42 protein-coding genes and 1 pseudogene are annotated in these 24,865 nt (G+C 43.4%); 6 read left to right on the top strand and 37 right to left on the bottom strand.

What is annotated here, in order from left to right; genetic code table 11:
* Positions 1 to 359 precede the first annotated feature (359 nt).
* A complete protein-coding gene (locus PROVALCAL_RS00245; RefSeq protein WP_039861360.1) occupies positions 360 to 905 on the top strand; it encodes a gamma carbonic anhydrase family protein in 546 nt (181 codons plus the stop codon).
* Here the strand turns inward: PROVALCAL_RS00245 and PROVALCAL_RS00240 are convergent.
* From PROVALCAL_RS00240 to dprA, 5 genes are read right to left on the bottom strand one after another with little or no spacing between them, the layout of a single operon-like run.
* Positions 881 to 1,141 (bottom strand): DUF1488 family protein, encoded by a 261-nt coding sequence (locus tag PROVALCAL_RS00240; RefSeq protein WP_006657039.1) that lies wholly within the window; start codon positions 1,139 to 1,141, stop codon positions 881 to 883. The genes PROVALCAL_RS00245 and PROVALCAL_RS00240 overlap by 25 nt on opposite strands.
* Complete coding sequence (gene aroE / locus PROVALCAL_RS00235; protein WP_006657038.1) at positions 1,138 to 1,956, bottom strand: shikimate dehydrogenase; 819 nt, start codon at positions 1,954 to 1,956, stop codon at positions 1,138 to 1,140. The genes PROVALCAL_RS00240 and aroE overlap by 4 nt, the downstream gene beginning before the upstream one ends.
* A 6-nt stretch (positions 1,957 to 1,962) precedes the next feature.
* Positions 1,963 to 2,532, bottom strand: a complete 570-nt coding sequence (gene tsaC / locus PROVALCAL_RS00230; protein WP_006657037.1) for an L-threonylcarbamoyladenylate synthase type 1 TsaC — start codon at positions 2,530 to 2,532, stop codon at positions 1,963 to 1,965.
* A gap of 12 nt (positions 2,533 to 2,544) precedes the next feature.
* On the bottom strand, positions 2,545 to 3,084 hold the full coding sequence (locus tag PROVALCAL_RS19135; RefSeq protein WP_006657036.1) for a DNA topoisomerase family protein: 540 nt from the start codon (positions 3,082 to 3,084) through the stop codon (positions 2,545 to 2,547).
* A 33-nt stretch (positions 3,085 to 3,117) separates the two neighbouring features.
* A complete protein-coding gene (gene dprA / locus PROVALCAL_RS00225; protein WP_039861358.1) occupies positions 3,118 to 4,197 on the bottom strand; it encodes a DNA-processing protein DprA in 1,080 nt (359 codons plus the stop codon).
* 132 nt (positions 4,198 to 4,329) lie between these two features.
* Here dprA and def point away from each other — a divergent pair, with 132 nt between their 5' ends.
* From def to mscL, 5 genes are all read left to right on the top strand, one after another.
* The gene (gene def, locus PROVALCAL_RS00220) at positions 4,330 to 4,851 is read left to right on the top strand and encodes a peptide deformylase (RefSeq protein WP_006657034.1); all 522 of its coding nucleotides are present in this window, start codon (positions 4,330 to 4,332) and stop codon (positions 4,849 to 4,851) included.
* Between the two features lie 32 nt (positions 4,852 to 4,883).
* A complete protein-coding gene (gene fmt, locus PROVALCAL_RS00215) occupies positions 4,884 to 5,831 on the top strand; it encodes a methionyl-tRNA formyltransferase (RefSeq protein ID WP_006657033.1) in 948 nt (315 codons plus the stop codon).
* 73 nt (positions 5,832 to 5,904) lie between these two features.
* The gene (gene rsmB, locus PROVALCAL_RS00210) at positions 5,905 to 7,191 is read left to right on the top strand and encodes a 16S rRNA (cytosine(967)-C(5))-methyltransferase RsmB (protein WP_006657032.1); all 1,287 of its coding nucleotides are present in this window, start codon (positions 5,905 to 5,907) and stop codon (positions 7,189 to 7,191) included.
* Positions 7,192 to 7,224: 33 nt separating this feature from the next.
* The gene (gene trkA, locus PROVALCAL_RS00205; protein ID WP_006657031.1) at positions 7,225 to 8,601 is read left to right on the top strand and encodes a Trk system potassium transporter TrkA; all 1,377 of its coding nucleotides are present in this window, start codon (positions 7,225 to 7,227) and stop codon (positions 8,599 to 8,601) included.
* A gap of 115 nt (positions 8,602 to 8,716) precedes the next feature.
* Positions 8,717 to 9,130, top strand: a complete 414-nt coding sequence (gene mscL / locus PROVALCAL_RS00200) for a large-conductance mechanosensitive channel protein MscL (RefSeq protein WP_006657030.1) — start codon at positions 8,717 to 8,719, stop codon at positions 9,128 to 9,130.
* Here mscL and PROVALCAL_RS19130 read toward each other — a convergent pair.
* The 32 genes and pseudogenes from PROVALCAL_RS19130 to bfd all read right to left on the bottom strand — a co-directional run bounded on the left by PROVALCAL_RS19130 (position 9,131) and on the right by bfd (position 24,707).
* Positions 9,131 to 9,330 (bottom strand): annotated as a pseudogene (locus tag PROVALCAL_RS19130) (alternative ribosome-rescue factor A).
* A gap of 26 nt (positions 9,331 to 9,356) precedes the next feature.
* Positions 9,357 to 9,773, bottom strand: coding sequence for a Zn(2+)-responsive transcriptional regulator (gene zntR / locus PROVALCAL_RS00195; RefSeq protein ID WP_006663526.1), 417 nt, complete (start codon positions 9,771 to 9,773; stop codon positions 9,357 to 9,359).
* A gap of 136 nt (positions 9,774 to 9,909) precedes the next feature.
* Entirely contained in the window at positions 9,910 to 10,296 is a 387-nt protein-coding gene (gene rplQ / locus PROVALCAL_RS00190; protein ID WP_006663525.1) for a 50S ribosomal protein L17, read from the bottom strand.
* 37 nt (positions 10,297 to 10,333) lie between these two features.
* Positions 10,334 to 11,323, bottom strand: a complete 990-nt coding sequence (locus tag PROVALCAL_RS00185; RefSeq protein ID WP_004907150.1) for a DNA-directed RNA polymerase subunit alpha — start codon at positions 11,321 to 11,323, stop codon at positions 10,334 to 10,336.
* A gap of 25 nt (positions 11,324 to 11,348) precedes the next feature.
* Positions 11,349 to 11,969: a 30S ribosomal protein S4 gene (rpsD, locus tag PROVALCAL_RS00180; protein WP_004265487.1), complete on the bottom strand. Its 621-nt coding sequence runs from the start codon at positions 11,967 to 11,969 to the stop codon at positions 11,349 to 11,351.
* Between the two features lie 36 nt (positions 11,970 to 12,005).
* The gene (rpsK, locus tag PROVALCAL_RS00175; RefSeq protein WP_006657026.1) at positions 12,006 to 12,395 is read right to left on the bottom strand and encodes a 30S ribosomal protein S11; all 390 of its coding nucleotides are present in this window, start codon (positions 12,393 to 12,395) and stop codon (positions 12,006 to 12,008) included.
* Positions 12,396 to 12,411: 16 nt separating this feature from the next.
* Positions 12,412 to 12,768 (bottom strand): 30S ribosomal protein S13, encoded by a 357-nt coding sequence (rpsM, locus tag PROVALCAL_RS00170; RefSeq protein ID WP_004907144.1) that lies wholly within the window; start codon positions 12,766 to 12,768, stop codon positions 12,412 to 12,414.
* A 144-nt stretch (positions 12,769 to 12,912) separates the two neighbouring features.
* Positions 12,913 to 13,029, bottom strand: a complete 117-nt coding sequence (gene rpmJ / locus PROVALCAL_RS00165; RefSeq protein ID WP_004265484.1) for a 50S ribosomal protein L36 — start codon at positions 13,027 to 13,029, stop codon at positions 12,913 to 12,915.
* A gap of 45 nt (positions 13,030 to 13,074) precedes the next feature.
* Entirely contained in the window at positions 13,075 to 14,400 is a 1,326-nt protein-coding gene (secY, locus tag PROVALCAL_RS00160) for a preprotein translocase subunit SecY (RefSeq protein ID WP_006657025.1), read from the bottom strand.
* Between the two features lie 7 nt (positions 14,401 to 14,407).
* Positions 14,408 to 14,842: a 50S ribosomal protein L15 gene (rplO, locus tag PROVALCAL_RS00155; protein WP_006657024.1), complete on the bottom strand. Its 435-nt coding sequence runs from the start codon at positions 14,840 to 14,842 to the stop codon at positions 14,408 to 14,410.
* Between the two features lie 3 nt (positions 14,843 to 14,845).
* A complete protein-coding gene (gene rpmD / locus PROVALCAL_RS00150; RefSeq protein ID WP_006657023.1) occupies positions 14,846 to 15,025 on the bottom strand; it encodes a 50S ribosomal protein L30 in 180 nt (59 codons plus the stop codon).
* A gap of 6 nt (positions 15,026 to 15,031) precedes the next feature.
* Positions 15,032 to 15,532: a 30S ribosomal protein S5 gene (gene rpsE / locus PROVALCAL_RS00145; protein WP_006657022.1), complete on the bottom strand. Its 501-nt coding sequence runs from the start codon at positions 15,530 to 15,532 to the stop codon at positions 15,032 to 15,034.
* 14 nt (positions 15,533 to 15,546) lie between these two features.
* Positions 15,547 to 15,900, bottom strand: a complete 354-nt coding sequence (gene rplR, locus PROVALCAL_RS00140; RefSeq protein ID WP_006657021.1) for a 50S ribosomal protein L18 — start codon at positions 15,898 to 15,900, stop codon at positions 15,547 to 15,549.
* Between the two features lie 9 nt (positions 15,901 to 15,909).
* Positions 15,910 to 16,443 carry a 50S ribosomal protein L6 gene (gene rplF / locus PROVALCAL_RS00135; RefSeq protein WP_006657020.1) on the bottom strand — a complete coding sequence of 178 codons (534 nt, stop codon included), beginning with the start codon at positions 16,441 to 16,443 and terminating at the stop codon, positions 15,910 to 15,912.
* Between the two features lie 14 nt (positions 16,444 to 16,457).
* Complete coding sequence (gene rpsH, locus PROVALCAL_RS00130) at positions 16,458 to 16,850, bottom strand: 30S ribosomal protein S8 (protein ID WP_004907134.1); 393 nt, start codon at positions 16,848 to 16,850, stop codon at positions 16,458 to 16,460.
* 34 nt (positions 16,851 to 16,884) lie between these two features.
* Positions 16,885 to 17,190, bottom strand: a complete 306-nt coding sequence (rpsN, locus tag PROVALCAL_RS00125) for a 30S ribosomal protein S14 (RefSeq protein ID WP_004265458.1) — start codon at positions 17,188 to 17,190, stop codon at positions 16,885 to 16,887.
* 12 nt (positions 17,191 to 17,202) lie between these two features.
* Entirely contained in the window at positions 17,203 to 17,742 is a 540-nt protein-coding gene (gene rplE / locus PROVALCAL_RS00120) for a 50S ribosomal protein L5 (protein ID WP_006657019.1), read from the bottom strand.
* Positions 17,743 to 17,757: 15 nt separating this feature from the next.
* On the bottom strand, positions 17,758 to 18,072 hold the full coding sequence (gene rplX / locus PROVALCAL_RS00115) for a 50S ribosomal protein L24 (protein ID WP_004265452.1): 315 nt from the start codon (positions 18,070 to 18,072) through the stop codon (positions 17,758 to 17,760).
* 10 nt (positions 18,073 to 18,082) lie between these two features.
* A complete protein-coding gene (rplN, locus tag PROVALCAL_RS00110) occupies positions 18,083 to 18,454 on the bottom strand; it encodes a 50S ribosomal protein L14 (RefSeq protein ID WP_004265449.1) in 372 nt (123 codons plus the stop codon).
* Positions 18,455 to 18,630: 176 nt separating this feature from the next.
* Positions 18,631 to 18,885, bottom strand: a complete 255-nt coding sequence (rpsQ, locus tag PROVALCAL_RS00105; protein ID WP_006657018.1) for a 30S ribosomal protein S17 — start codon at positions 18,883 to 18,885, stop codon at positions 18,631 to 18,633.
* On the bottom strand, positions 18,885 to 19,076 hold the full coding sequence (gene rpmC, locus PROVALCAL_RS00100) for a 50S ribosomal protein L29 (RefSeq protein WP_006657017.1): 192 nt from the start codon (positions 19,074 to 19,076) through the stop codon (positions 18,885 to 18,887). Before rpmC ends, rpsQ begins: the two co-directional genes overlap by 1 nt.
* Entirely contained in the window at positions 19,076 to 19,486 is a 411-nt protein-coding gene (gene rplP / locus PROVALCAL_RS00095; protein ID WP_004926449.1) for a 50S ribosomal protein L16, read from the bottom strand. Before rplP ends, rpmC begins: the two co-directional genes overlap by 1 nt.
* 11 nt (positions 19,487 to 19,497) lie before the next feature.
* Positions 19,498 to 20,199 carry a 30S ribosomal protein S3 gene (gene rpsC / locus PROVALCAL_RS00090; protein ID WP_004907131.1) on the bottom strand — a complete coding sequence of 234 codons (702 nt, stop codon included), beginning with the start codon at positions 20,197 to 20,199 and terminating at the stop codon, positions 19,498 to 19,500.
* Between the two features lie 17 nt (positions 20,200 to 20,216).
* On the bottom strand, positions 20,217 to 20,549 hold the full coding sequence (gene rplV, locus PROVALCAL_RS00085) for a 50S ribosomal protein L22 (RefSeq protein ID WP_004265430.1): 333 nt from the start codon (positions 20,547 to 20,549) through the stop codon (positions 20,217 to 20,219).
* A 15-nt stretch (positions 20,550 to 20,564) separates the two neighbouring features.
* The gene (rpsS, locus tag PROVALCAL_RS00080; protein WP_004265426.1) at positions 20,565 to 20,843 is read right to left on the bottom strand and encodes a 30S ribosomal protein S19; all 279 of its coding nucleotides are present in this window, start codon (positions 20,841 to 20,843) and stop codon (positions 20,565 to 20,567) included.
* A 14-nt stretch (positions 20,844 to 20,857) separates the two neighbouring features.
* Positions 20,858 to 21,682, bottom strand: a complete 825-nt coding sequence (gene rplB / locus PROVALCAL_RS00075) for a 50S ribosomal protein L2 (RefSeq protein WP_006657016.1) — start codon at positions 21,680 to 21,682, stop codon at positions 20,858 to 20,860.
* Between the two features lie 19 nt (positions 21,683 to 21,701).
* Complete coding sequence (gene rplW / locus PROVALCAL_RS00070) at positions 21,702 to 22,004, bottom strand: 50S ribosomal protein L23 (protein ID WP_006657015.1); 303 nt, start codon at positions 22,002 to 22,004, stop codon at positions 21,702 to 21,704.
* Complete coding sequence (gene rplD, locus PROVALCAL_RS00065) at positions 22,001 to 22,606, bottom strand: 50S ribosomal protein L4 (RefSeq protein ID WP_006657014.1); 606 nt, start codon at positions 22,604 to 22,606, stop codon at positions 22,001 to 22,003. The genes rplW and rplD overlap by 4 nt, the downstream gene beginning before the upstream one ends.
* Before the next feature lie 16 nt (positions 22,607 to 22,622).
* Positions 22,623 to 23,252: a 50S ribosomal protein L3 gene (gene rplC / locus PROVALCAL_RS00060; RefSeq protein ID WP_006657013.1), complete on the bottom strand. Its 630-nt coding sequence runs from the start codon at positions 23,250 to 23,252 to the stop codon at positions 22,623 to 22,625.
* Between the two features lie 32 nt (positions 23,253 to 23,284).
* On the bottom strand, positions 23,285 to 23,596 hold the full coding sequence (rpsJ, locus tag PROVALCAL_RS00055) for a 30S ribosomal protein S10 (RefSeq protein ID WP_001181005.1): 312 nt from the start codon (positions 23,594 to 23,596) through the stop codon (positions 23,285 to 23,287).
* Positions 23,597 to 23,911: 315 nt separating this feature from the next.
* Positions 23,912 to 24,385 carry a bacterioferritin gene (gene bfr / locus PROVALCAL_RS00050; protein ID WP_006657012.1) on the bottom strand — a complete coding sequence of 158 codons (474 nt, stop codon included), beginning with the start codon at positions 24,383 to 24,385 and terminating at the stop codon, positions 23,912 to 23,914.
* A gap of 121 nt (positions 24,386 to 24,506) precedes the next feature.
* Positions 24,507 to 24,707, bottom strand: coding sequence for a bacterioferritin-associated ferredoxin (bfd, locus tag PROVALCAL_RS00045; protein WP_006657011.1), 201 nt, complete (start codon positions 24,705 to 24,707; stop codon positions 24,507 to 24,509).
* Positions 24,708 to 24,865 lie beyond the last annotated feature (158 nt).

Raw genomic sequence — 24,865 nt, 5'->3', positions numbered from 1 at the left:
GTTGTCGCGAGGTGTCGTATATTACGTTTTTCATTTAGAAAGTCAAGCGATTATTTTCAACTATTTTCTTTCTTCACCTCAGTTATCACGGGGCTTCGAGGTTTTCTTCGAGCCGGTTTGTCGTGACAACGGATGCGCATTATAGGGAGCTCGAAAAATTACACAACCTTTTTTTTTAAAAAAAACATCGTTTGCAGATAATTTCGACATTATGCTTTTTTTATTATCATTATGGTGATAAAAGCACCTATTTTTACCGTATAATCTGCTTATTATTATCTTCTCTTAATTATTTGATTTTTAATTAAGAACCTATCTATAGTTACCTTTATATCCATTTACGTTTTATGGCTACGAATATGAACTCATTCTTAAGACCTTATTTAGATACCTTTCCCTCTGTTGCTTCAAATGTTTTTATTGATCCCTCTTCTGTTGTCATTGGTGATGTTCGATTAGCAGAAGATGTAAGTATCTGGCCACTGTCGGTACTGCGAGGTGATGTGAATTATATATCTATAGGTGCACGGACAAATATTCAAGATGGATCAGTTCTGCATGTCACTCATAAATCTACCAATAACCCAGATGGTAATCCATTAATCATTGGCGAAGATGTCACTGTTGGGCATAAAGTAATACTGCATGGATGTACCATCGGCAACCGTGTTCTTGTAGGCATGGGATCAGTTGTGATCGATGGTGCAGTTATTGAAGATGATGTTGTGGTTGGGGCTAATAGTCTTGTGACACAAGGAAAACGTTTGGAATCTGGCTATTTATACATGGGAAGCCCAGCTAAAGCGATTAGGAAACTTACTGAGGCTGAGCTGAGCCACTTACGCTACTCAGCCAATAACTATGTTGAATGGAAAAATAATTATTTATCATCCAGCAATTCATAAAAACCATTCTCATGATCGAGACCTTGCTCAATCAAGGTCTCGAACTCTTCTTCTATATCCCAACGATTATGTTGAAAAAGTGCTAAAGGCTTTTCATCTTGGCCATAACGCTGATTAAGCAAAGCTTGTGAAATAACACACTCGGCAAGCAACCCGTTAACTAAAACTGGAAAGCGTACTTTATTGATCGTTGAATCCCATTCTTCCCTGTCTGGAAATTGGATCGCCTGATTCATGATTCAAGCTCCTTCTGTAAGGCTTTTAATACTGGCTCTATATCGGGAGTGATTCCATGCCAAAGTTTAAATGCGAATGCCGCTTGCCCAACGAGCATTCCTAGTCCATCAGCTAATTTAGTCACTTGATTTTGCTTAGCAAATAAAAGAAATGGTGTTAAGCCTCTCTGATAAAACATGTCATAACATGCTACCCGAGCAGAAAATAGATTATGGCTAATTTTAGGGATCTCTCCAGTCACACCAGAAGAAGTACCATTAATGATTAGATCAAACTCTGCTGAAATTACCTGCTCCATAGGCTTACTTTGAATCTTTCCAAGTGAAGAAAACTGATGCGCTAAAGATTCTGCTTTCTCAAACGTTCGGTTAGTCAGTGTAATATCACAGCCATATTCAAGTAGAGGCAATAAAGCCCCTCGGGTTGCTCCACCAGCACCAATGATCAAAATTTTGCATGAAGGCGATACGAACCCAAGGCGCTGTAAATCCAGTAATAACCCTACACCATCAGTATTGTCACCCAGTAAGCGATGATTATCGAGTTTTCTGATCGTATTCACCGCACCACAGATTTGTGCTCTATCAGTTAACTCTGAAACGAATTGAAAAGCTCTTTCTTTAAAGGGTAATGTAATGTTTGCTCCCTCCCCTCCCTTTTCAAAGAAGTCGGTCAAGTGCATTTCGAAATCCTCGACAGGAGCAAGTATTTTCTGGTATTCAAGTTCAATCCCCGTCTGCTTCGCAAACATCTGATGTATTGACGGTGATTTACTGTGTTGAATTGGATTACCAAAAACCGCAAACATTCCCATTAATCATTATCCTTTACGATAGAGTTGCCCTGTCATGGCATCTCGAATTTCTGATGGATTTAATCTTCCACCGACATCACCATCAAGAACAGGGACAGTATCTTTAAACTGCGCAATCACTTCTTCCGTTGTTCTGCAAGGCTCTAAGCCGCTCAAATTTGCACTTGTTGACACAATAGGTTTGCCGTATTGACTACAAAGCGCTTTGACTAGCTCGTGATTTGTGACTCGGACAGCTAAAGTATCAAATTGACCTGTTAACCATTTTGGTGTCGTTTTCTTTGCGGGGATAACCCAAGTGACGGGACCAGGCCAAGTGGCAAACATCGCTTGACGTTGCTGTTCATTCAGCTGGCTATCATCAACGTAATTTTTGAGTTGTTCATAATTATCGGCAATCAAAATTAACCCTTTTTCCCAAGGGCGCTGTTTCAAGGCGAGTAATTGATTTACCGCGATTTCACTATCCGGATCACAACCTAAACCAAAAACAGCCTCTGTTGGATATGCGATAACATGTTGTTGTTTCAATGCTTTAATAATATTTTTAATTGCAGGTGTAGATTGATTTTGCATAGTTTTAACTCATTATTCTTCTTGTAACTTACCGCAGCGTTTGCTGGCACAAAACAATCTTACTCCCTGTGAGACCCTTTTTTCCATAAGTAATGGATAATCACAAGATAGGCATCTCCCTATGACAGGCTTATTATTGAGAATAAACTGACAGTTAGGATAGTTATCACATGCATAGAAAGTTTTACCGAAGCGGGATTTTCTTTGCAACAGATTTCCTGTTTGACATTGTGGACAAGGGATCTTCGTTTCATCTGGCTTATCGATAAGCTCTGTATGTTCGCATTCAGGATAATAAGTACATCCGATAAACATTCCAAAGCGCCCTTGCTTTAATACCAAGTCATGCCCACATTTAGGACAACTTTGACCTTCTAATATTTTAACAATATGAGTCTCAGCTGTTGGTCGCAATGGCTTAATATAATGACATTGCGGATATCCGGAGCAAGCAAGGAAAGGTCCATGAACTCCATTACGAATAACAAGTAACGAGTTACATTCAGGACAATACTCGTTTTTATCTGTATCAAAAGGCAATTGCTTCGACATGTTTTTGTTTAATCCACTCTAAATATTCAACAACTAGCTTACTTTTATATATCCACCAGCAGCTGATGAGATTACCCCGTTAATTTCCAATTCAGTTAACACCGAAATGATTTGCGTAATAGGTAACTGTAATTGAGCTGCAATAATATCCACAGGGGTTGATTGATATCCCACCATACCTAAAATTCGACTTTCTGTCAGGTTTAACTCTGTTGCCGTAGACGCATCTACCTCTAACTCTGGCTGTATCCAATTCAACGAGCATTCCAAATGCATTAATATGTCATCCGGTTCTGTGAGTAGACATGCACCTTGCTGTATTAACCAATGATTTCCGCTGAATGCCGGGTTACCTAACGGAGCTGGTAGCGTAAATACCTCTCTATTTTGCTCAATTGCATATCGCGCGGTAATCAGCGAACCACTTTTCATTCCAGCTTCTATCACTACAACAGCTTTACTTAGCCCGCTAATAATGCGATTTCGCCTAGGAAACTGCTTTGGTAATGGTGGTGTATCAGGAAAATATTCCGAAACCAATACGCCTTCATGCCTAATTCGCTCAGCTAAATCCGCGTGTTGCTTCGGATAAATATGTGCTAACCCACTCCCTAGTACCGCGACTGTTTTCCCTTGATTTTCTAGTGCGACTCGGTGACCAATGCCATCAATTCCTAATGCTAAACCACTGGTAATCGTCAAGCCATGGCCGATAAATTTTCTAACAAATAATTCTGCCCATTTCTTACCATATTCAGTTACTTGGCGGCTTCCTATAACGGCTAGCTGCCGTTCCGATAATAACTCACTGTTTCCTGAGATAAAAAGTGCCAAGGGTGGATTATAAATCTGCTTTAATAAAAAAGGGTATTGCTCATCTAAAAATGTAATTATTTGATTTTCTTTGCTTTCAAGCCATCTAAACGTACGTTCAATTCGCGTTAAAGAGACATTTAAGAATTGCAGTCGTTGAATTTCATTCAGCCCACACGCTTTTAAAACCGTATGATTTATTTTATTCGATTGTTTTAAAAGGGATATTGTCGTTTGTATTGTTTTTATACTGATTCGATTTACTTGTAAAAGCCTTAACCATATTTCCAGCTCATTCATATTGTCTTCCTGACTGATAAGTTGGCACATTCGGAAATGAACAAATCATAACCAATACTGTCAATATGACCGATAAATGTCTAGAATAGGCAGTAATAACCTTTCAAATTTTGGAAACTACTCGAAAAATTTATGTCAGTCTTAAACGTGTTACATTATCCAGACGAGCGCCTTCGCACCGTTGCAAAACCAGTTGAAAAAGTTGATGCATCTATACAACGTATTATTGATGATATGTTCGATACGATGTATGACGAGGAAGGCATTGGTCTCGCTGCAACGCAAGTGGATATCCACCAGCGCATCATTGTTATTGACGTTTCTGAGTCACGTAATGAACGACTTGTACTCATCAATCCAGAGCTTCTTAATAAAGAAGGTGAAACAGGTATAGAAGAAGGTTGTCTTTCTGTCCCTGAGCAGCATGGATTTGTGCCAAGAGCAGAAAAAGTGAAAGTTCGCGCTCTTAACTACAATGGCGACGCATTTGAGCTTGAAGCTGATGGTCTACTCGCTATTTGTATTCAACATGAAATGGATCACTTAGTTGGAAAACTGTTTGTTGACTATTTATCTCCTTTAAAGCGTCAACGTATTCGTCAGAAAGTAGAAAAATTAGATCGACTCAGAGCTAAAGAAGCTAAAAATCATTAATTTGATTTTATAAATATACTTGGGAATAGATCGTGTCAGAACCATTAAGAATTATTTTTGCAGGTACGCCTGATTTCGCAGCTAAACATTTAGCTGCATTATTAGAAACCAAACATCAAGTTGTTGGCGTATTAACTCGTCACGATAAACCCGCAGGAAGAGGCAAAAAGCTAACGCCTAGCCCTGTGAAAATTCTTGCCGAAGAACATGGAATACCGGTTTTTCAGCCTACGACCTTACGTGAACCAGACAATCAGCAATGGATCAAAAACCAAAATGCAGATCTGATGATTGTTGTAGCTTACGGGTTAATCCTGCCGCAAGCTGTCCTAGATATCCCCCGATTGGGTTGCTTAAATGTCCATGGCTCATTACTACCTCGTTGGCGAGGAGCTGCACCAATTCAGAGATCAATTTGGGCCGGTGACCAAGAAACGGGTGTCACCATAATGCAAATGGATGCAGGTCTTGATACTGGGGACATGCTGTATAAAGCGACTTGCCCAATTACGAGTGAAGATACTAGCGCTACCTTGTATGATAAATTGGCAATTACTGGTCCCAAGGCACTTATTCACACGGTTGATTTACTTTCTTCTGGTCAATGCTCACCAGAAAAACAAGATGATTCACTCGCCAATTACGCTGAAAAACTATCCAAAGATGAAGCGCGAATTGATTGGCAGCAATCAGCAGTGCAGATTGAACGTTGCATTCGTGCTTTTAACCCTTGGCCAATGAGTTATTTCATCGTTCAAGAGCAGCTAATTAAAGTATGGCAGGCGGAAGTTATTGCCCAAGGACATAATCAGCGCCCTGGCATGATCATCAGTGCCGACAAAAAAGGTATCAGCGTTGCAACTGGAAATGGGATATTAAATATTACCCAGCTACAGCCTCCAGGTAAAAAAGCGATGAGTGCGCAAGATATCCTTAACTCCCGCCGAGAATGGTTCACTCCAGAACAATTACTAGACTAATATATTAGTAGCATTATTTGTAAATGATAAAGCAGGTAATGCTATTTAAGTAACTAATAGACTCATTTTCATTATGAAAAACAAATATAATTTGCGTAGTATCGCAGCGACCGCCATTAGTCAGGTTTTAGATAACGGACAATCATTAAGTACCGTTTTACCTGACTTACAACGTAATATTAATGATAAAGATAAAGCACTACTTCAAGAGATTTGCTTCGGTGTTTTACGTTATTTACCAAAGCTAGAATGGTTTATCAGCCAGCTTATGGAAAAACCTTTAACCGGTAAGCAAAGAACATTGCATTACCTCATCATGGTCGGGATCTATCAATTACTCTATACACGTATCCCTGCACATGCGGCTTTAGCAGAAACCGTTGATGGTGCAGTTGCATTAAAGCGCCCTCAATTAAAAGGCCTCATTAATGGAGTATTACGATCCTTTTTACGTCAACAAGTCCAGCTAGAAGAGCGAAATACAAATAATAATAGCCAATATTTACATCCAAGCTGGCTATTAAAGCGAATTCAAACCGCCTACCCTGAGACATGGCAAAATATTGTTGATGCTAATAATCAACGTCCACCAATGTGGTTAAGAGTCAATTCTCAACACCACACCGCTGAGCAATACTTAGCATTACTCGAACAAGCAGACATTACTGCATATTTACACCCGTCGCATCCAAGTGCAATTCGCTTAGAAGAAGCCACATCAGTGACACGTCTACCCGGTTTTGAGGATGGTTGGTCAACGGTTCAAGATGTTTCGGCACAAGGCTGCGCTGAGCTTTTATCGCCTATCAATGGCGAAAATATTCTTGATTTATGTGCAGCTCCAGGCGGAAAAACAACGCATATCTTAGAACTTGCACCAAAAGCCCATGTACTTGCTGTAGATATTGATGATGCACGACTCAAGCGAGTGAAAGAAAATCTGCAAAGATTGAAACAACACGCTACTGTTATTCAAGGGGATGGCACGAAGCCTGAAGAATGGGCGAAAGATCAGCTATTTGATCGTATCTTGCTTGATGCGCCTTGTTCAGCAACGGGAGTTATTAGACGTCATCCCGATATTAAATGGCTAAGACGCGATTCAGATATTCAGGAGCTATCTCAATTACAGGCTCAAATATTAGAAGCTGTGTGGTCTTATTTAAAACCTGGCGGTACGCTCGTTTATGCCACGTGCTCCATCATGCCTGAAGAAAATAGCCAGCAGATTAAACATTTTCTTTCCAAACATGTAGATGCTCGCATAAATGATGGCACTGAATTAGGATTGCAAATATTACCAAGCGCCACTGGAGGCGATGGTTTCTTTTACGCCCGCTTACTCAAACAAGCACAATAGTATTCAATAGAGACTCTGAAATAGGAAGATGCTATGAAGATCATTATTCTAGGTGCAGGGCAAGTAGGCGGTACTCTCGCTGAAAATTTAGTAGATGAAAATAACGATATTACCGTTGTTGATACCAATGCCGATCGCTTGCGTCAGCTGCAAGATCAATTCGATCTTCGTGTAGTGAATGGTCATGGCTCTCACCCACGAGTTCTGCGAGATGCAGGTGCAGAAGATGCTGATATGTTAGTTGCTGTGACTAACTCAGATGAAACCAACATGGTTGCCTGCCAAATTGCCTATAGCCTCTTTAATACGCCAAATAAAATTGCACGTATTCGCGCAACTGAGTATATCCGAGAGGCTGACAAGCTTTTTTTAGCCGAACAAATTCCCATTGATTACCTCATTTCGCCAGAACAGCTAGTTATTGAATATATCTACAAGCTCATACAGTATCCAGGAGCTCTACAAGTCGTCAATTTTGCTGAAGGCAAAGTCAGCATCGTTGCCGTAAAAGCCTATTATGGCGGTTCACTAGTAGGTAATGCTTTATCTAGCTTACGTGAGCATATGCCACACATTGATACCCGTGTTGTCGCTATATTTCGTCAAGACAGACCGATTCGCCCTCAAGGTTCCACAATTATTGAAGCTGGCGATGAAGTCTTTTTCGTTGCCTCAACCCAACATATTCGAGCTGTGATGAGTGAGCTCCAACGATTAGAAAAACCATACAAACGTTTAATGATCGTTGGTGGTGGTAATGTAGGCGCCGGCTTGGCCAAACGCCTTGAAAAAGACTATAGCGTTAAACTCATTGAACGCAATCAAGAGAGAGCAACTGAGTTAGCAGAGTTACTCCATGACACGATTGTTTTTTATGGTGATGCCTCTGACCAAGAGCTATTGACTGAAGAGCATATCGAACAAATGGATGTATTCATTGCTCTCACTAATGATGACGAAGCAAACATAATGTCGGCGATGCTGGCAAAAAAAATGGGTGCCAAAAAAGCCATGGTATTAATTCAGCGATCTGCCTATGTTGAATTAGTTCAAGGTGGTGTCATCGATATTGCAGTCTCTCCACAACAAGCAACAATCTCAGCATTACTCGGACATGTAAGAAAAGCAGATATTGTCAGTGTTTCATCATTACGCCGAGGTGTTGCTGAAGCTATTGAGGCGATCGCCCATGGAGATGAAAATACTTCAAAAGTTGTTGGTAAAAAAATCTCAGAAATTAAACTTCCGCCAGGAACAATCATTGGTGCGATAGTCAGAGAGGAAGAGGTCATTATTGCTAGCGATTACAATATTATCGAGCAAGGTGACCATGTCATTATGTTTATTACAGATAAAAAATATGTTCCGGATGTGGAAAAATTATTCCAACCTAGTCCGTTCTTTTTATAATTATCTAAAATAAATAGTAAAAATTTGCAGGTTAATAATTCTAGATACTATAATTTTGATATGTGTATATACACGTTTAGTTATCTAGTTAATAAATTAAGGGAAGGGGTCATCCATGAGTTTTTTAAAAGAGTTCCGCGAATTCGCCATGAAAGGCAACGTGGTAGATATGGCAGTCGGTATTATTATTGGTGCCGCATTTGGTAAGATTGTTTCTTCATTAGTTGCCGATGTGATCATGCCCCCACTCGGTCTAATTATTGGTGGTGTAGATTTCAAGCAATTTAGTCTTGTGCTTCGGGAAGCTCAGGGAGACATTCCTGCGGTTGTCATGAATTATGGGATGTTTATACAAACTATTTTTGATTTTGTTATTGTTGCATTTGCTATTTTTATGGCAATAAAAGTAATGAATAAAGTACGCCGTGAAAAAGAAGAAGCTGCACCAGCAGAACCTGCTGCGCCATCAACAGAAGAAGTTTTACTATCAGAGATCCGTGATTTACTAAAAGAACAAAATAAGAAATAACTAAAAGGCCAGTGGTAATAAGTTAATTAACCAATTACCACTGGCCTCCCAGTTACCCGCCTTACTATTTTTACCCTTCCTTGCATAACTTCCTTTCCCTTTTTATTCTTTTCAACTCGCTGACGAAATAGTGGATCATGTAATAGTGCCTCAATGGCATTATCTTTAATTTCACCGCGCTTATGCTGATATTTATTCATAATTTACCTTCATAGTTGATTTTTAATTAATAAATCTTTGATGCACCTTTCTCCAAGATTTCCATAATAGAGCAGTATGTCGATGCATGCTCATCACCACAACACGCTGAACTCAATGTTTTTAAAGAATCCCGCATAATGATTAGCTCTTGGATCTTCTTTTCTACTTCAATAAGTCTGATATCGACAATATTCTTAGATTCTTGGCAGGTGTGATGTTCAGGATCAACACGGATCGATAATAACTCCGTAATTGCTTCAAGAGTAAATCCTAACTTCTTCGCGTAACGAATAAACCGTAAGCGCTGTAGATCTTGCTCCGTGAACAACCGATAGCCGCCCTCCGTTCTCGTTTTGTGCCCCATCAGCCCCTGCTTTTCATAAAAACGGATTGTATCGGGAGTCACATCAGCAAGTTTAGCTATTTGACCAATCTTATACATGCTCATTCATCTATACCTATAAGTTTGGATAGAAAACAAAAATTCAAGAATAGAAAAGAATTAATTTGGAGGGCGTAGAATAGCAGGTACAAAAAAACCGGGCAATACACCCGGTTTTCTTGAAAGCAATTACAGATTACTCTGCAGCTGCTTCTTGAGACTCAGCAGCACGGTCAACAAGCTCGATGTAAGCCATCGGAGCGTTGTCACCTGCGCGGAAGCCACACTTAAGAATACGAGTGTAACCACCTGCGCGAGCTGCGAAACGAGGTCCCAGTTCATTAAACAGTTTTGCAACGATCTCGTTATCACGAGTACGTGCGAATGCCAGACGACGATTAGCTACGCTGTCGGTCTTGGCAAGAGTAATCAGCGGCTCAACGACGCGACGCAGTTCTTTCGCTTTAGGCAGAGTCGTCTTGATGATTTCATGACGAACTAAAGAACCTGCCATGTTACGGAACATAGCTTGGCGGTGGCTGCTGTTGCGGTTCAATTGACGACCACTCTTACGATGGCGCATGACCTTATCCTTCTCAGTAAAACCTTAACCTGTGATCCTAATCATCAGCAATACTTGCTGGTGGCCAATTTTCTAAGCGCATGCCCAGAGAAAGACCACGAGATGCCAATACGTCCTTAATTTCAGTAAGAGATTTCTTACCAAGGTTAGGCGTTTTGAGCAACTCAACTTCTGTACGCTGTACCAGGTCACCGATGTAGTGGATAGCTTCTGCTTTGAGGCAGTTAGCAGAGCGGACAGTCAATTCCAGATCGTCAACTGGGCGCAGTAAGATAGGATCGAATTCTGGTTTCTCTTCTTTAACTTCTGGTTGACGTACATCACGTAAATCAACAAAAGCTTCAAGTTGTTCAGCCAGAATGGTAGCTGCACGGCGAATCGCCTCTTCAGGATCGATTGTACCGTTAGTTTCCATTTCAATTACTAACTTATCCAAGTCAGTACGCTGCTCAACACGAGCTGCTTCAACATTGTAGGCAATACGCTCTACAGGGCTATAGCAAGCATCGACTAACAGACGACCGATTGGGCGCTCATCTTCTTCCGAATGAACTCGGGCAGAAGCCGGCACATAACCACGACCACGCTGGACTTTAATACGCATATTTATAGACGCGCTTTCGTCAGTGAGGTGGCAGATAACATGCTGTGGCTTGACGATTTCGACATCACCATCATGGATGATGTCGGCTGCAGTCACAGGGCCAATGCCAGATTTATTCAAGGTTAAAATAACTTCATCTTTCCCCTGAACTTTTACCGCCAGCCCTTTCAGGTTGAGGAGAATCTCCAGGATATCTTCCTGTACACCTTCTTTGGTGCTGTACTCATGCAGTACACCATCAATCTCAACCTCTGTCACCGCACAACCCGGCATAGACGAAAGCAGAATACGGCGCAGTGCGTTACCTAGAGTGTGGCCAAAGCCGCGCTCTAAAGGCTCAAGGGTCACCTTAGCGTGCGTCGAACTCACTTGCTCGATATCTACCAGGCGCGGTTTTAGAAACTCTGTCACAGAACCCTGCATTGTGTCCTCTCTTTGGTGCTAAGCTTTACTTAGAGTAAAGCTCGACGATCAGGTGTTCGTTAATGTCCGCAGACAAGTCAGTACGTTCAGGAATACGTTTGAACACACCTTCCATTTTAGCAGCATCAACTTCCAGCCAAGTTGGCTTCTCACGCTGTTCAGCCAGCTCTAAAGCAGCCTTGATACGAGACTGTTTTTTAGCTTTCTCACGAACGCTGATAACGTCATTCGGGGAAACCTGATAAGAAGCGATATTAACTACACGACCATTTACCATGATAGCTTTGTGGCTAACCATTTGACGTGCTTCTGCGCGAGTTGCGCCAAAGCCCATACGGTAAACGACGTTATCTAAACGACCTTCTAGCAGGGTCAGCAGGTTTTCACCTGTGTTGCCTTTCAGGCGAGTTGCTTCTTTGTAATAGTTACGGAATTGACGTTCCAGAACACCGTAAATACGACGAACTTTTTGTTTTTCACGTAACTGAACACCGTAGTCAGACAGACGCGGTTTACGCGCACCGTGCTGGCCAGGTGCCTGTTCTAATTTACACTTGGTGTCAATCGCGCGAACACCAGACTTCAGGAAGAGGTCTGTTCCTTCGCGACGGCTCAGCTTGAGCTTAGGACCCAAATATCTAGCCATTTTCTTTCTCCAACAGTCCTAAAAAAACGAAACGTATTAAACGCGACGTTTTTTCGGTGGGCGACAACCGTTATGAGGGATAGGAGTCACATCAGTAATATTAGTGATGCGGAAACCAGCGGCGTTCAGAGCACGAATTGTTGATTCGCGACCCGGACCCGGTCCCTTAACCATAACTTCCAGGTTTTTGATTCCGTATTCTTTCACAGATTCTGCGCAACGCTCTGCTGCAACCTGAGCTGCGAACGGAGTAGATTTACGAGAACCACGGAAACCGGAACCACCGGCAGTTGCCCAACCTAATGCGTTACCCTGACGGTCAGTAATTGTAACGATTGTGTTGTTGAAAGAAGCATGGATATGAGCCACACCGTCTGAGACTTGTTTTCTTACACGCTTACGTGCACGAATTGGTGCTTTTGCCATTATTCAATACCCCGACTTATTTCTTGATCGGCTTACGCGGACCCTTACGGGTACGAGCGTTAGTCTTAGTACGCTGTCCGCGCACAGGAAGACCACGACGATGACGTAAACCACGGTAACATCCAAGGTCCATCAGACGCTTGATGCTCAGGGTAATTTCACGACGTAAGTCACCTTCTACAACGTATTTAGCAACTTCGTCACGCAGCTTGTCGATTTGTTCTTCAGACAGCTCACTGATCTTAACATTTTCAGCAATACCAGTTGCTTCACAGATAGCCTGTGAACGAGTTTTGCCGATGCCGAAAATCGATGTTAAAGCGATTACGGTATGTTTATGATCAGGAATGTTAATGCCTGCTATACGGGCCACTATGCACTCCTAAGTTAAAATATACATTACTGTGCTGAAAAGCCCGTTTTCAGGATACTCAAACAATAATGTATCTTAGATAAAAAGATTGGCTGGCTAATTTAGCCAGCTCAACCCAACTTTGCAAGAAAAAAATGCTTTTTCTTAGCCTTGACGTTGTTTATGTCTTGGCTCAACACTGCAAATCACACGAACGCTACCATTGCGACGGATAATTTTGCAGTTACGGCATAATTTCTTGACGGAAGCACGAACTTTCATTTTTACTCTCCGTAACTTCTAAGCAAACCATAACCACTCGCGTGATTATTTACCTTTTAGATTTGCTTTCTTCAATGCAGACTCATACTGACTTGACATCATCAGAGTTTGCACTTGAGCCATAAAGTCCATGATAACGACAACCACGATTAAGAGGGAAGTACCACCAAAGTAAAAAGGTACTTTCATTGCGTCACGCATGAACTCCGGGATTAGGCAGATAAAGGTAATATAAAGAGCACCGACTAATGTTAATCGTGTCATTACCTTATCGATGTACTTGGCCGTTTGCTCTCCCGGACGAATTCCTGGTACAAATGCACCGGACTTCTTCAGGTTATCTGCTGTTTCTCTTGGGTTGAAAACCAACGCAGTATAAAAGAAACAGAAGAAGATGATCGCAGAGGCATAAAGCAACACATATAACGGTTGTCCCGGCTGTAAGTACATAGATACTGTAGTCAACCAGTCCCAACCAGTTCCATCACCAAACCAAGACGCTATTGTACCCGGGAATAGTATGATACTGGAAGCAAAAATTGCAGGAATTACACCCGCCATATTCACTTTTAACGGTAAATGTGTACTTTGTGCAGCGTAGACACGGCGTCCTTGTTGACGTTTAGCGTAGTTTACGACGATACGACGTTGACCACGTTCCATAAATACAACAAAGAAAGTTACCGCGAATACTAATACCGCAACCAACAGCAACAGGAGGAAGTGCAGATCGCCTTGCCGAGCTTGCTCGATGGTATGGCCAATAGCCGGCGGTAGACCCGCAACAATACCAGCGAAGATAATGATAGAAATACCGTTACCGATACCTCTTTCAGTTATCTGCTCACCTAACCACATAAGGAACATAGTCCCTGTGACTAAGCTAACAACTGCCGTGAAGTAGAATGGGAGACCCGGATCAAGAACTAATCCTTGCATCCCTGGCATATTCGGTAGACCCATTGCAATACCAATAGATTGGAATATTGCTAATACCAGAGTACCCCAGCGAGTATATTGGCTTATCTTCCGACGACCTGCTTCTCCTTCCTTCTTAATCTCTGCTAATCGTGGATTAACCACTGATAATAACTGGACAATGATCGATGCCGAAATATACGGCATGATACCCAGAGCAAAGATAGAAGCACGGCTAAGAGCACCACCAGAGAACATGTTAAACATTTCAATGATGGTGCCTTGTTGCTGCTCGAGCAATTTGGCAAGCACAGTGGCATCAATACCAGGGATTGGAATAAAAGAACCAATTCGGAAAACAATTAGCGCCCCAATTACAAACAACAGTCTGCGTTTTAGTTCGCCAGCTCCACCTTTGGCACTTTGGAAATCTAATCCTGGTTGTTTAGCCATCTGTCACTTATTCCTCAATTTTACCGCCGGCAGCTTCGATTGCAGCGCGAGCACCTTTAGTAACACGAAGGCCACGTACAGTAACTGCACGATTCACTTCGCCAGATAAAATAACTTTTGCGTATTCAATCTGGATGTCAATAACGTTCGCGGCTTTCAGTGCGTTCAGATCAATAACATCGCCTTCAACAGAAGCAAAATCAGACAGACGGATTTCCGCAGTAATCATTGCTTTACGTGAAGTGAAACCGAATTTCGGTAAACGACGGTATAAAGGCATCTGGCCACCTTCGAAACCACGACGTACGCCACCGCCAGAACGAGACTTCTGACCTTTGTGACCACGGCCGCCGGTTTTACCCAGACCAGAACCGATACCACGACCTACGCGTTTAGGCGCGTGCTTGGCACCTTCAGCCGGAGACAGAGTATTTAAACGCATCTCTTACTCCTCAACTTTAACCATGTAGGAAACCAAGTTGATCATACCACGAACAGCAGGAGTATCCTCGCGCTCTACTGTATGACCAATGCGACGCAGACCTAAACCGACCAGTGTTGCCTTATGTTTCGGCAGACGACCGATTGAACTGCGAACTTGTGTAATTTTAATAGTCTTAGCCATGGCTGATTACCCCAGAATTTCTTCGACGGATTTTCCACGCTTAGCTGCGACCATTTCTGGAGACTTCATGCTGTCTAAAGCATCCAGTGTTGCACGAACCACGTTGATTGGGTTTGTGGAACCATAGGTTTTAGCCAGTACGTTGCGAACTCCAGCTACCTCTAAAACAGCACGCATTGCACCACCGGCAATAATACCGGTACCTTCGTGAGCAGGTTGCATAAACACACGAGAACCGGTGTGTGTACCTTTCACTGGGTGGAATAATGTGCCGTTGTTTAGAGCAACGGTTTTCATACTGCGACGGGCTTTTTCCATCGCTTTCTGGATTGCTGCCGGAACTTCGCGCGCTTTGCCGTAACCAAAACCAACGCGACCGTTACCATCACCAACTACAGTCAGTGCGGTAAAGCTGAAAATACGGCCACCTTTAACGGTTTTAGCTACGCGGTTTACCGCGATCAGCTTTTCCTGCAGTTCGCCAGCTTGTTTTTCGATGTGAGACATCTTACACCTCTACCTTAGAACTGAAGGCCAGCTTCACGGGCAGCATCTGCCAGTGCCTGGACTCTACCATGATATTGGAAACCAGAACGGTCAAAAGCAACAACAGTGATGCCTTTTTCCAGTGCGCGTTCAGCAACTAATTTACCAACTGCTGCTGCTGCGTCTTTGTTTCCAGTAAACTTAACTTGTTCATTGATAGCTTTTTCTGTAGTAGAAGCGGCAACCAATGTTTCAGAACCGTTTGGTGCGATAACCTGCGCATAAATATGGCGTGGAGTACGATGTACCACCAGGCGAGTCGCACCCAATTCTTGGATCTTACGGCGTGCGCGGGTCGCACGACGGATACGAGCTGCTTTCTTATCCATAGTGTTACCTTACTTCTTCTTAGCCTCTTTGGTACGCACGATTTCATCGGCGTAACGAACACCTTTACCTTTATAAGGCTCAGGACGACGGTAAGCACGCAGTTCTGCTGCAACTTGACCAATCACTTGCTTATCCGCACCTTTCAGTACGATTTCAGTTTGTGTTGGGCATTCAGCAGTAATGCCTGCTGGCAGTGCGTGTTCAACCGGATGCGAGAAACCTAAAGACAAGCTTACTGCATTGCCTTTGATTGCTGCACGGTAACCAACACCGACCAGTTGAAGTTTTTTAGTGAAGCCTTCGGTAACACCGATAACCATAGCATTCAGCAGAGAGCGAGAAGTACCCGCTTGTGCCCATGCATCTGCAAAACCTTCGCGTGGAGCGAAAGTTAAGTGGCCATCTTCATGTTTAACTTCAACTGCATTATGGATAGTACGAGTAAGCTCGCCGTTTTTACCCTTGATCGAAATAACCTGACCGTTGAGTTTTACCTCTACGCCGGCAGGAATGACGACGGGTGCTTTTGCCACACGAGACATTCTTTCCTCCCGAATTAAGCTACGTAGCAGAGAATCTCGCCACCAAGACCAGCTTGGCGAGCTGCACGATCAGTCATGACACCTTTAGAGGTAGAAACAACAGCGATACCTAAGCCAGCCATAACTTGTGGCAGCTCATCTTTTTTCTTATAGATGCGCAGACTTGGGCGGCTTACACGCTGGATACTTTCTACGACAGCCTTACCTTGGAAATAACGTAAAGTCAGTTCCAATTCTGGCTTGATGTCGCCTTCAATTTTAAAATCTTCAATATAACCTTCTTCCTTCAGCACTTTGGCAATCGCCACTTTCAGCTTGGAGGAAGGCATGGTGACCGCAACTTTATTCGCGGCCTGACCGTTACGGATACGGGTCAGCATATCCGCGATGGGATCTTGCATGCTCATCTGTCTTTACTCCCGTGATTCAATATGGTGACAATTACCAACTAGCCTTTTTAAGACCCGGGATTTCACCGCGCATAGCGGCTTCACGGACTTTAATACGGCTCAGACCAAATTTCCGCAGGAAACCATGCGGACGCCCAGTTTGACGGCAGCGGTTACGCTGACGAGAAGGACTTGAATCACGTGGCAGTGTTTGCAGCTTGAGAACAGCGTCCCAGCGATCTTCATCAGATGCTTTAACATCAGAGATGATAGCTTTCAGTTCTACGCGTTTTGCGAAGAATTTCTCAGCTAATTTAGCACGCTTAACATCACGCGCTTTCATAGATTTCTTAGCCATGAGTAACCTGCCTTACTTGCGGAACGGGAAGTTGAACGCTGCTAACAGTGCGCGACCTTCATCATCAGATTTCGCAGTAGTGGTGATAGTAATATCTAAACCACGTACACGATCCACTTTATCGTAATCGATTTCAGGGAAGATGATTTGTTCACGTACACCCATGCTGTAGTTACCGCGACCATCGAAAGACTTAGCGGACAAGCCACGGAAGTCACGAATACGTGGTACAGCAATAGAAATCAGACGCTCAAGGAACTCCCACATGCGTTCGCCACGCAGAGTTACTTTACAGCCGATTGGATAGCCCTGACGGATTTTGAAGCCTGCAACAGATTTGCGTGCTTTGGTGATCAATGGTTTTTGACCAGAGATTGCTGTTAAGTCAGCTGCTGCATTATCCAGCAGTTTTTTATCAGCGATCGCTTCACCAACACCCATATTCAGGGTGATCTTCTCGACCCGAGGGACTTGCATGACAGAAGTGTAGTTAAACTCAGTCATGAGTTTATTAACTACTTCGTCTTTATAGTAATCATGCAGTTTCGCCATCGTATACTCCAAAAATTACTTGATAGTTTCACTGTTAGATTTGAAGAAACGGACTTTTTTGCCGTCTTCGAATCTAAAGCCTACACGGTCAGCCTTGCCAGTTGCCGCGTTAAAGATTGCAACGTTAGAAACTTGAATAGCCGCTTCTTTTTCAACGATGCCACCTGGTTGGTTCAGAGCCGGAACTGGCTTCTGATGTTTTTTAACCAGATTGATACCTTCAACGATAACTTTACTAGAAGAAATAACCTGCTTTACTTTACCGCGCTTACCTTTGTCTTTCCCAGTTAGCACGATAACTTCGTCATCACGACGGATTTTCGCTGCCATAGTTCGCTCCTTAGAGTACTTCAGGTGCCAGAGAGATAATTTTCATAAACTTCTCATTACGAAGTTCACGAGTTACCGGCCCAAAAATACGCGTACCGATTACTTGCTCGCTATTATTGTTTAATAACACACAAGCATTACCATCGAAGCGAATGACAGAACCGTCAGGGCGACGTACACCCTTCTTGGTGCGCACCACTACCGCTTTCAGGACATCACCCTTTTTAACTTTACCGCGTGGAATTGCTTCTTTAACGGTAATTTTAATGATGTCGCCTACATGTGCATAGCGACGGTGCGAGCCACCTAGAACCTTGATACACATTACGCGACGTGCACCGGAGTTGTCGGCCACGTTCAGCATAGTCTGTTCTTGGATCATTTTAGTGCTCCGCTAAATGTCAACTACTACTGAGCCACCTCATTATGAAGAGGCCGTTCAAATATACCCATACTACGAGGGCGCGGCATTATAACACCACATCTTCGTGTTGGACAGGAAAAAATAAACGGCTCGATCAAAAAGAGCCGTTTATTCATCACGAAAAATCTATTCTATTACAGAACAGCTTTTTCTACAACGCGAACTAAGGCCCAAGACTTAGTCTTAGACAGTGGACGAGTTTCGCGGATTTCTACCACGTCACCAATTCCACATTCATTGTTCTCGTCATGTACGTGCAATTTAGTCGTACGACGGATGAATTTACCATACAGAGGGTGTTTCACCATACGCTCGATAGCAACAACAATAGATTTCTCCATTTTGTCACTAACTACACGACCTTGCAGAGTACGGATTTTATCGTTCATTACGCACCTGCCTTCTCAGTCAGTAAAGTCTTCACGCGTGCGATATCACGACGCACTTGTTTCATTAGATGAGACTGTTGCAGCTGACCACTCGCAGCCTGCATACGTAAGTTAAATTGCTCACGTAACAGGTTTAAAAGTTCAGCGTTCAGCTCTTCTACGCTTTTTTCGCGCAGCTCTTGTGCTTTCATTACATCACCGTCTTAGTTACAAAGGTGGTTTTGATAGGCAGTTTCGCTGCTGCCAGAGAGAATGCTTCACGAGCCAGCTCTTCAGGCACACCGTCCATTTCATACAGGACTTTACCAGGCTGAATTAAGGCAACCCAATATTCTACGTTACCTTTACCTTTACCCATACGAACTTCGAGTGGCTTTTCAGTGATTGGCTTGTCTGGGAATACACGAATCCAGATTTTACCTTGACGCTTAACAGCACGGGTCATAGCACGACGTGCCGCTTCGATCTGACGTGCAGTCAGACGACCACGGCCAACAGCTTTAAGACCGAAAGTGCCGAAGCTAACATCCGTACCTTGCGCCAGACCACGGTTGCGGCCTTTGTGCACCTTACGGAATTTTGTACGCTTTGGTTGTAACATAGCGACGCTCCTTACTTGCGGCCTTTACGCTGCTGCTTTTTAGGTTGAGCAGCTGGTTTCTCAGCTTGTTCAACTGCAGCCATACCACCCAGAATCTCACCTTTGAAGATCCATACCTTAACGCCGAGAACACCATAAGTGGTGTGCGCTTCTGAAGTGTTGTAATCGATATCAGCACGTAATGTGTGCAGTGGCACACGGCCTTCACGATACCACTCGGTACGAGCGATTTCAGCACCGCCTAAACGGCCACTGACTTCAACTTTGATACCTTTAGCGCCCAGACGCATTGCGTTCTGTACTGCACGCTTCATAGCACGACGGAACATAACACGACGTTCCAGCTGTGAAGAGATGCTGTCAGCAACTAATTTAGCGTCCAGTTCTGGTTTACGAACTTCGGCGATATTGATTTGCGCAGGAACACCAGCGATATCCGCTACTGTTTTACGCAGTTTTTCAACGTCTTCACCTTTCTTACCGATAACGATACCTGGGCGAGCAGTGTGAATTGTCACACGGATGCTTTTAGCAGGACGCTCGATTACGATGCGTGAAATTGACGCTTTTGCCAATTCTTTATTCAAGTACTGGCGTACTTTAAAGTCGCTGTCTAGGTTGTCAGCGAATTCATTAGTATTCGCATACCAAGTAGAGTTCCAAGGTTTGACAATACCCAGGCGAATACCATTAGGATGTACTTTCTGACCCATTGCTAGTCTCCAGAGTCTCAGCGATCGGACACAACCACAGTAATGTGGCTGGTGCGCTTAAGAATACGATCTGCACGGCCTTTCGCACGCGGCATGATGCGTTTCATAGTTGGACCTTCGTCTACGAAAATTTTCGCAACTTTCAGGTCATCAATGTCAGCGCCATCGTTTTGCTCTGCGTTAGCAATAGCAGATTCCAGTACTTTCTTCACTAAACCAGCAGCTTTCTTGTTGGTGTAGGTCAGAATTTCCAGAGCTTGCGACACTTTCTTACCGCGAATCAGGTCGGCTACTAAGCGAACCTTCTGGGCAGAAGAACGAGCGTGGCGATGCATAGCTAAAGTTTCCATCTCTTCCTCCTATCCTTAACGTTTCTTAGCTTTCTTATCTGCCGCGTGGCCGCGATAAGTGCGAGTCGGTGCGAATTCACCCAGTTTGTGACCAACCATTTCGTCGGTTACAAATACTGGAACATGCTGACGACCATTATGGACAGCGATGGTCAATCCGATCATATTAGGAAAGATCGTTGAACGACGGGACCAAGTCTTGAGAGGCTTCTTGTCTCCGCTTTCCACCGCTTTCTCTACCTTCTTCAGCAAGTGCAGGTCAATAAAAGGACCTTTCTTGAGAGAACGTGGCATGGCTTATCCTCTAATTATTTTTTAGAACGATGACGTACGATGAATTGATCAGTACGCTTGTTACTACGAGTTTTCTTACCTTTGGTCTGAACGCCCCATGGTGTTACTGGGTGTTTACCAAAGTTACGGCCTTCACCACCACCATGTGGATGGTCAACTGGGTTCATCGCAGTACCGCGAACGGTAGGGCGAATACCACGCCAGCGACTAGCACCAGCTTTACCGAGAACACGTAACATATGCTCAGCGTTACCAACTTCACCTAAGGTTGCACGGCAATCAGCTAAAACTTTACGCATTTCACCAGAACGCAGACGCAGGGTGACATAAGCACCATCACGAGCAACGATTTGAGCGTAAGTACCTGCTGAACGCGCTAACTGACCACCTTTACCTGGTTTCAGTTCAATGTTATGAACTGTAGAACCAACAGGGATGTTGCGCATTGGCAGTGCGTTACCAGCTTTGATAGCTGAATCAACGCCAGATTGAATCTGGTCACCAGCTTTCAGGCCTTTTGGCGCAAGAATATAACGACGTTCACCGTCTTTATATAGTACCAGTGCAATGTTCGCAGAACGGTTTGGATCATATTCCAAACGTTCAACAACTGCAGGGATACCGTCTTTGTTGCGTTTGAAGTCAACTAAACGATAATGCTGCTTATGGCCACCACCGATATGACGGGTAGTGATACGACCATTGTTGTTACGACCACCGGATTTGCTGTTTTTTTCTAACAGCGGAGCATAAGGTTTACCCTTATGCAGCTCAGGGTTAACCACTTTAACTACGTGGCGACGGCCCGGAGACGTAGGTTTACATTTAACAACTGCCATTGTTCTTTACTCCTCCGACTTACTCTGCGCCGCTAACGAAGTCCAGATTCTGGCCTTCCTTCAGCGTAACGTAAGCTTTTTTCCAGTCACTACGACGACCAGAACGCTGACCGTGGCGTTTAGTTTTGCCTTTAACCAGCAAAGTGTTAACACCTTCAACTTCAACTTCAAACAGTTTCTGTACAGCAGCTTTGATTTCTGCTTTAGTTGCGTCTTTTGCAACTTTGAGAACGATGGTGTTGCTTTTTTCCATCGCTGTAGAAGCTTTTTCAGATACATGCGGCGCGCGCAGTACTTGTAGCAGACGTTCTTCACGGATCATGCCAGCATCTCCTCAACTTGCTTCACAGCATCAGCAGTCATAACCACTTTGTCGAAAGCAATCAGGCTAACTGGATCGATACCTGCTGCATCACGAACGTCAACCTTGTACAGGTTACGTGCTGCTAAGAACAGATTTTCATCTAATTCAGCAGTGATGATCAGAACATCTTGCAGAGCCATATCTTTCAGTTTCTGTGCCAGCAGCTTAGTTTTAGGCGCTTCTACAGAGAACTTTTCGACAACGATCAGACGATCTTGACGTACCAATTCTGACAGGATGCTTTTTAGAGCACCGCGGTACATCTTCTTATTAACTTTTTGACTGTGGTCCTGTGGTTTAGCTGCGAAGCTAACACCACCAGAGCGCCAGATTGGGCTCTTGATTGAACCAGAACGTGCACGGCCTGTGCCTTTTTGACGCCATGGTTTTTTACCAGAACCAGAAACTTCAGCACGAGTTTTCTGAGCACGAGTACCTTGACGAGCACCAGCTGCATACGCAACAACTACTTGGTGAACAAGCGCTTCATTGAAATCACGCCCGAAGGTAGTTTCGGAAACAGTCAGCGCGCTTTGCGCGTCTTTCATTACCAATTCCATTCCTATCTCCTCGACGTTAAGCCTTGACAGCCGGTTTTACGATCAGGTTGCTACCAGTTGCTCCTGGAACAGCACCTTTGACCAGCAGCAGGTTGCGCTCAGCGTCAACACGTACTACATCTAAGCTTTGAACAGTTACACGTTCATTACCCAGTTGGCCTGCCATTTTCTTGCCTTTGAACACTTTGCCCGGAGTCTGGTTCTGACCGATAGAACCCGGAACACGGTGAGACAAGGAGTTACCGTGAGTAGCATCTTGAGTACGGAAATTCCAGCGCTTAACTGTGCCGGCAAAACCTTTACCTTTAGATGTACCAGTAACGTCGACTTTTTTAACGTCAGCGAAAATTTCAACGCTAATGCTTTGACCTACGTTAAACTCAGCACCTTCTTCAGTACGGAATTCACGTAGAATGCGGCCAGCTTCAACGCCAGCTTTAGCGAAATGACCTGCTTCAGGCTTAGTTACACGGTTAGCTTTTTTGCTACCAGTAGTAACCTGAATTGCATTGTAACCGTCAGTTTCTGCAGTTTTAACCTGAGTAACGCGGTTATTTTCAATTTCGATAACAGTTACAGGGATAGAAACGCCATCTTCAGTGAAGATACGAGTCATACCTACTTTCTTACCGACTAAACCAATCATTGTTTCAACCTCTCAATCGTTCGACGACCTGATTAACCCAGGCTGATCTGCACGTCAACGCCGGCAGCCAGATCCAGACGCATCAGAGCATCAACGGTCTTCTCGGTTGGCTCAACGATGTCAACCAGACGTTTGTGAGTGCGAATTTCGTACTGATCACGCGCATCTTTGTTAACGTGCGGAGAAATCAGAACGGTAAAACGCTCTTTACGTGTCGGCAGCGGGATAGGACCACGTACTTGCGCACCAGTGCGCTTAGCAGTCTCTACGATTTCCGCAGTTGATTGATCGATTAAACGATGATCAAAAGCTTTCAGGCGGATACGGATTCTTTGGTTCTGCATGAGACCAGAGCTCCAACTATTTTATAAACGTAAATGATTACTCCTCGCACCCATTTCGATTGATAGGGGAGTGTAATCGTTCTTGATGTAACCCCCATATCGGGAGTATTGTCTAAATGAGCAACAAATCGTTGACTCAATACTGAGATTTCAGTCCTAAAATTTAGGGCTTACTCATCAGTAAGCCCGCGCATTATACGTAATTTATTGTGAAACGCAAGCAATCGGGGAAAATATGTGCGAATTTTCTGATGTGCAAATTTAGTCGATATAAAAAAGGCCCATGATTGGGCCTAATAAATTTTTGTCAAAAAACTACTCTTCAATAACTTGGGCTTGAAGATAATTTTGGATGCCTAAACGCTTAATCAATTCAAGTTGGGTTTCAATCCAGTCTATGTGATTTTCTTCATCTGCAAGAATCTCTATCATTAGATCTCGACTAACATAGTCATGAATTGAATCCGCATAGCTAATTGCATCTTTTAAATTCTTTGCGCCATCCAGTTCTAATTTCAAATCTGATACCAACATTTCTTCAACATCTTCTCCGATGTTGAGCTTGCCTAAATCTTGTAGGTTAGGGAGCCCTTCGAGAAATAGAATACGCTCAATATATTTATCAGCGTGTTTCATTTCATCAATCGATTCGTGGTATTCCATCTCATTGAGCTTAGTTAGTCCCCAATTTTTAAACATTCTGGCATGTAAAAAATATTGGTTGATCGCAACAAGCTCATTGCCCAGCAATTTATTCAAGTGGGCTATCATTTTTTTATCGCCTTTCATTTTTACCCTCCATCGCTTCCAGTCCTATAAGTGTAGTACTGAAATTGATGATATGAATAATATTTACACAGTAATCTGTGCAATGAAATTTGATCCTATGATGGAAGATGATTTGAAAGGGTTACGCGACGTGTTCTATACACTGCTCTTCTAGATGTAAAAGCTCTTCTTGTAAAATTTCTCGCGTTTGTCGGATACATTTTCCGCACTCACGCCCTACTGGCAAAATTTGACGTAGCCCTTTCAATGACGTGACTTGATATTTACGCACCACGTTTCTGATTTGCTTATCCGTGACCGCTTCACAAAGGCATACATACATGATCATTTACCTGCACAAATTACATACAGCAAGTTTAAATGAAAACGATTAGCATTTCAATTATCATTGGTGGCAACATTCAAATAAACAATAAGAAATATGAATGGAAGTTAGGAATATATAAAAACAAAAAGGACGCCCTAAGGCGCCCTTTTTTT

The organism is Providencia alcalifaciens DSM 30120 (assembly GCF_000173415.1).
GTDB classification, from domain to species: Bacteria; Pseudomonadota; Gammaproteobacteria; order Enterobacterales; family Enterobacteriaceae; genus Providencia; species Providencia alcalifaciens.
Note: the sequence above shows the minus strand (reverse complement) of the source record. Positions and strands in the feature narration are given on the sequence as shown.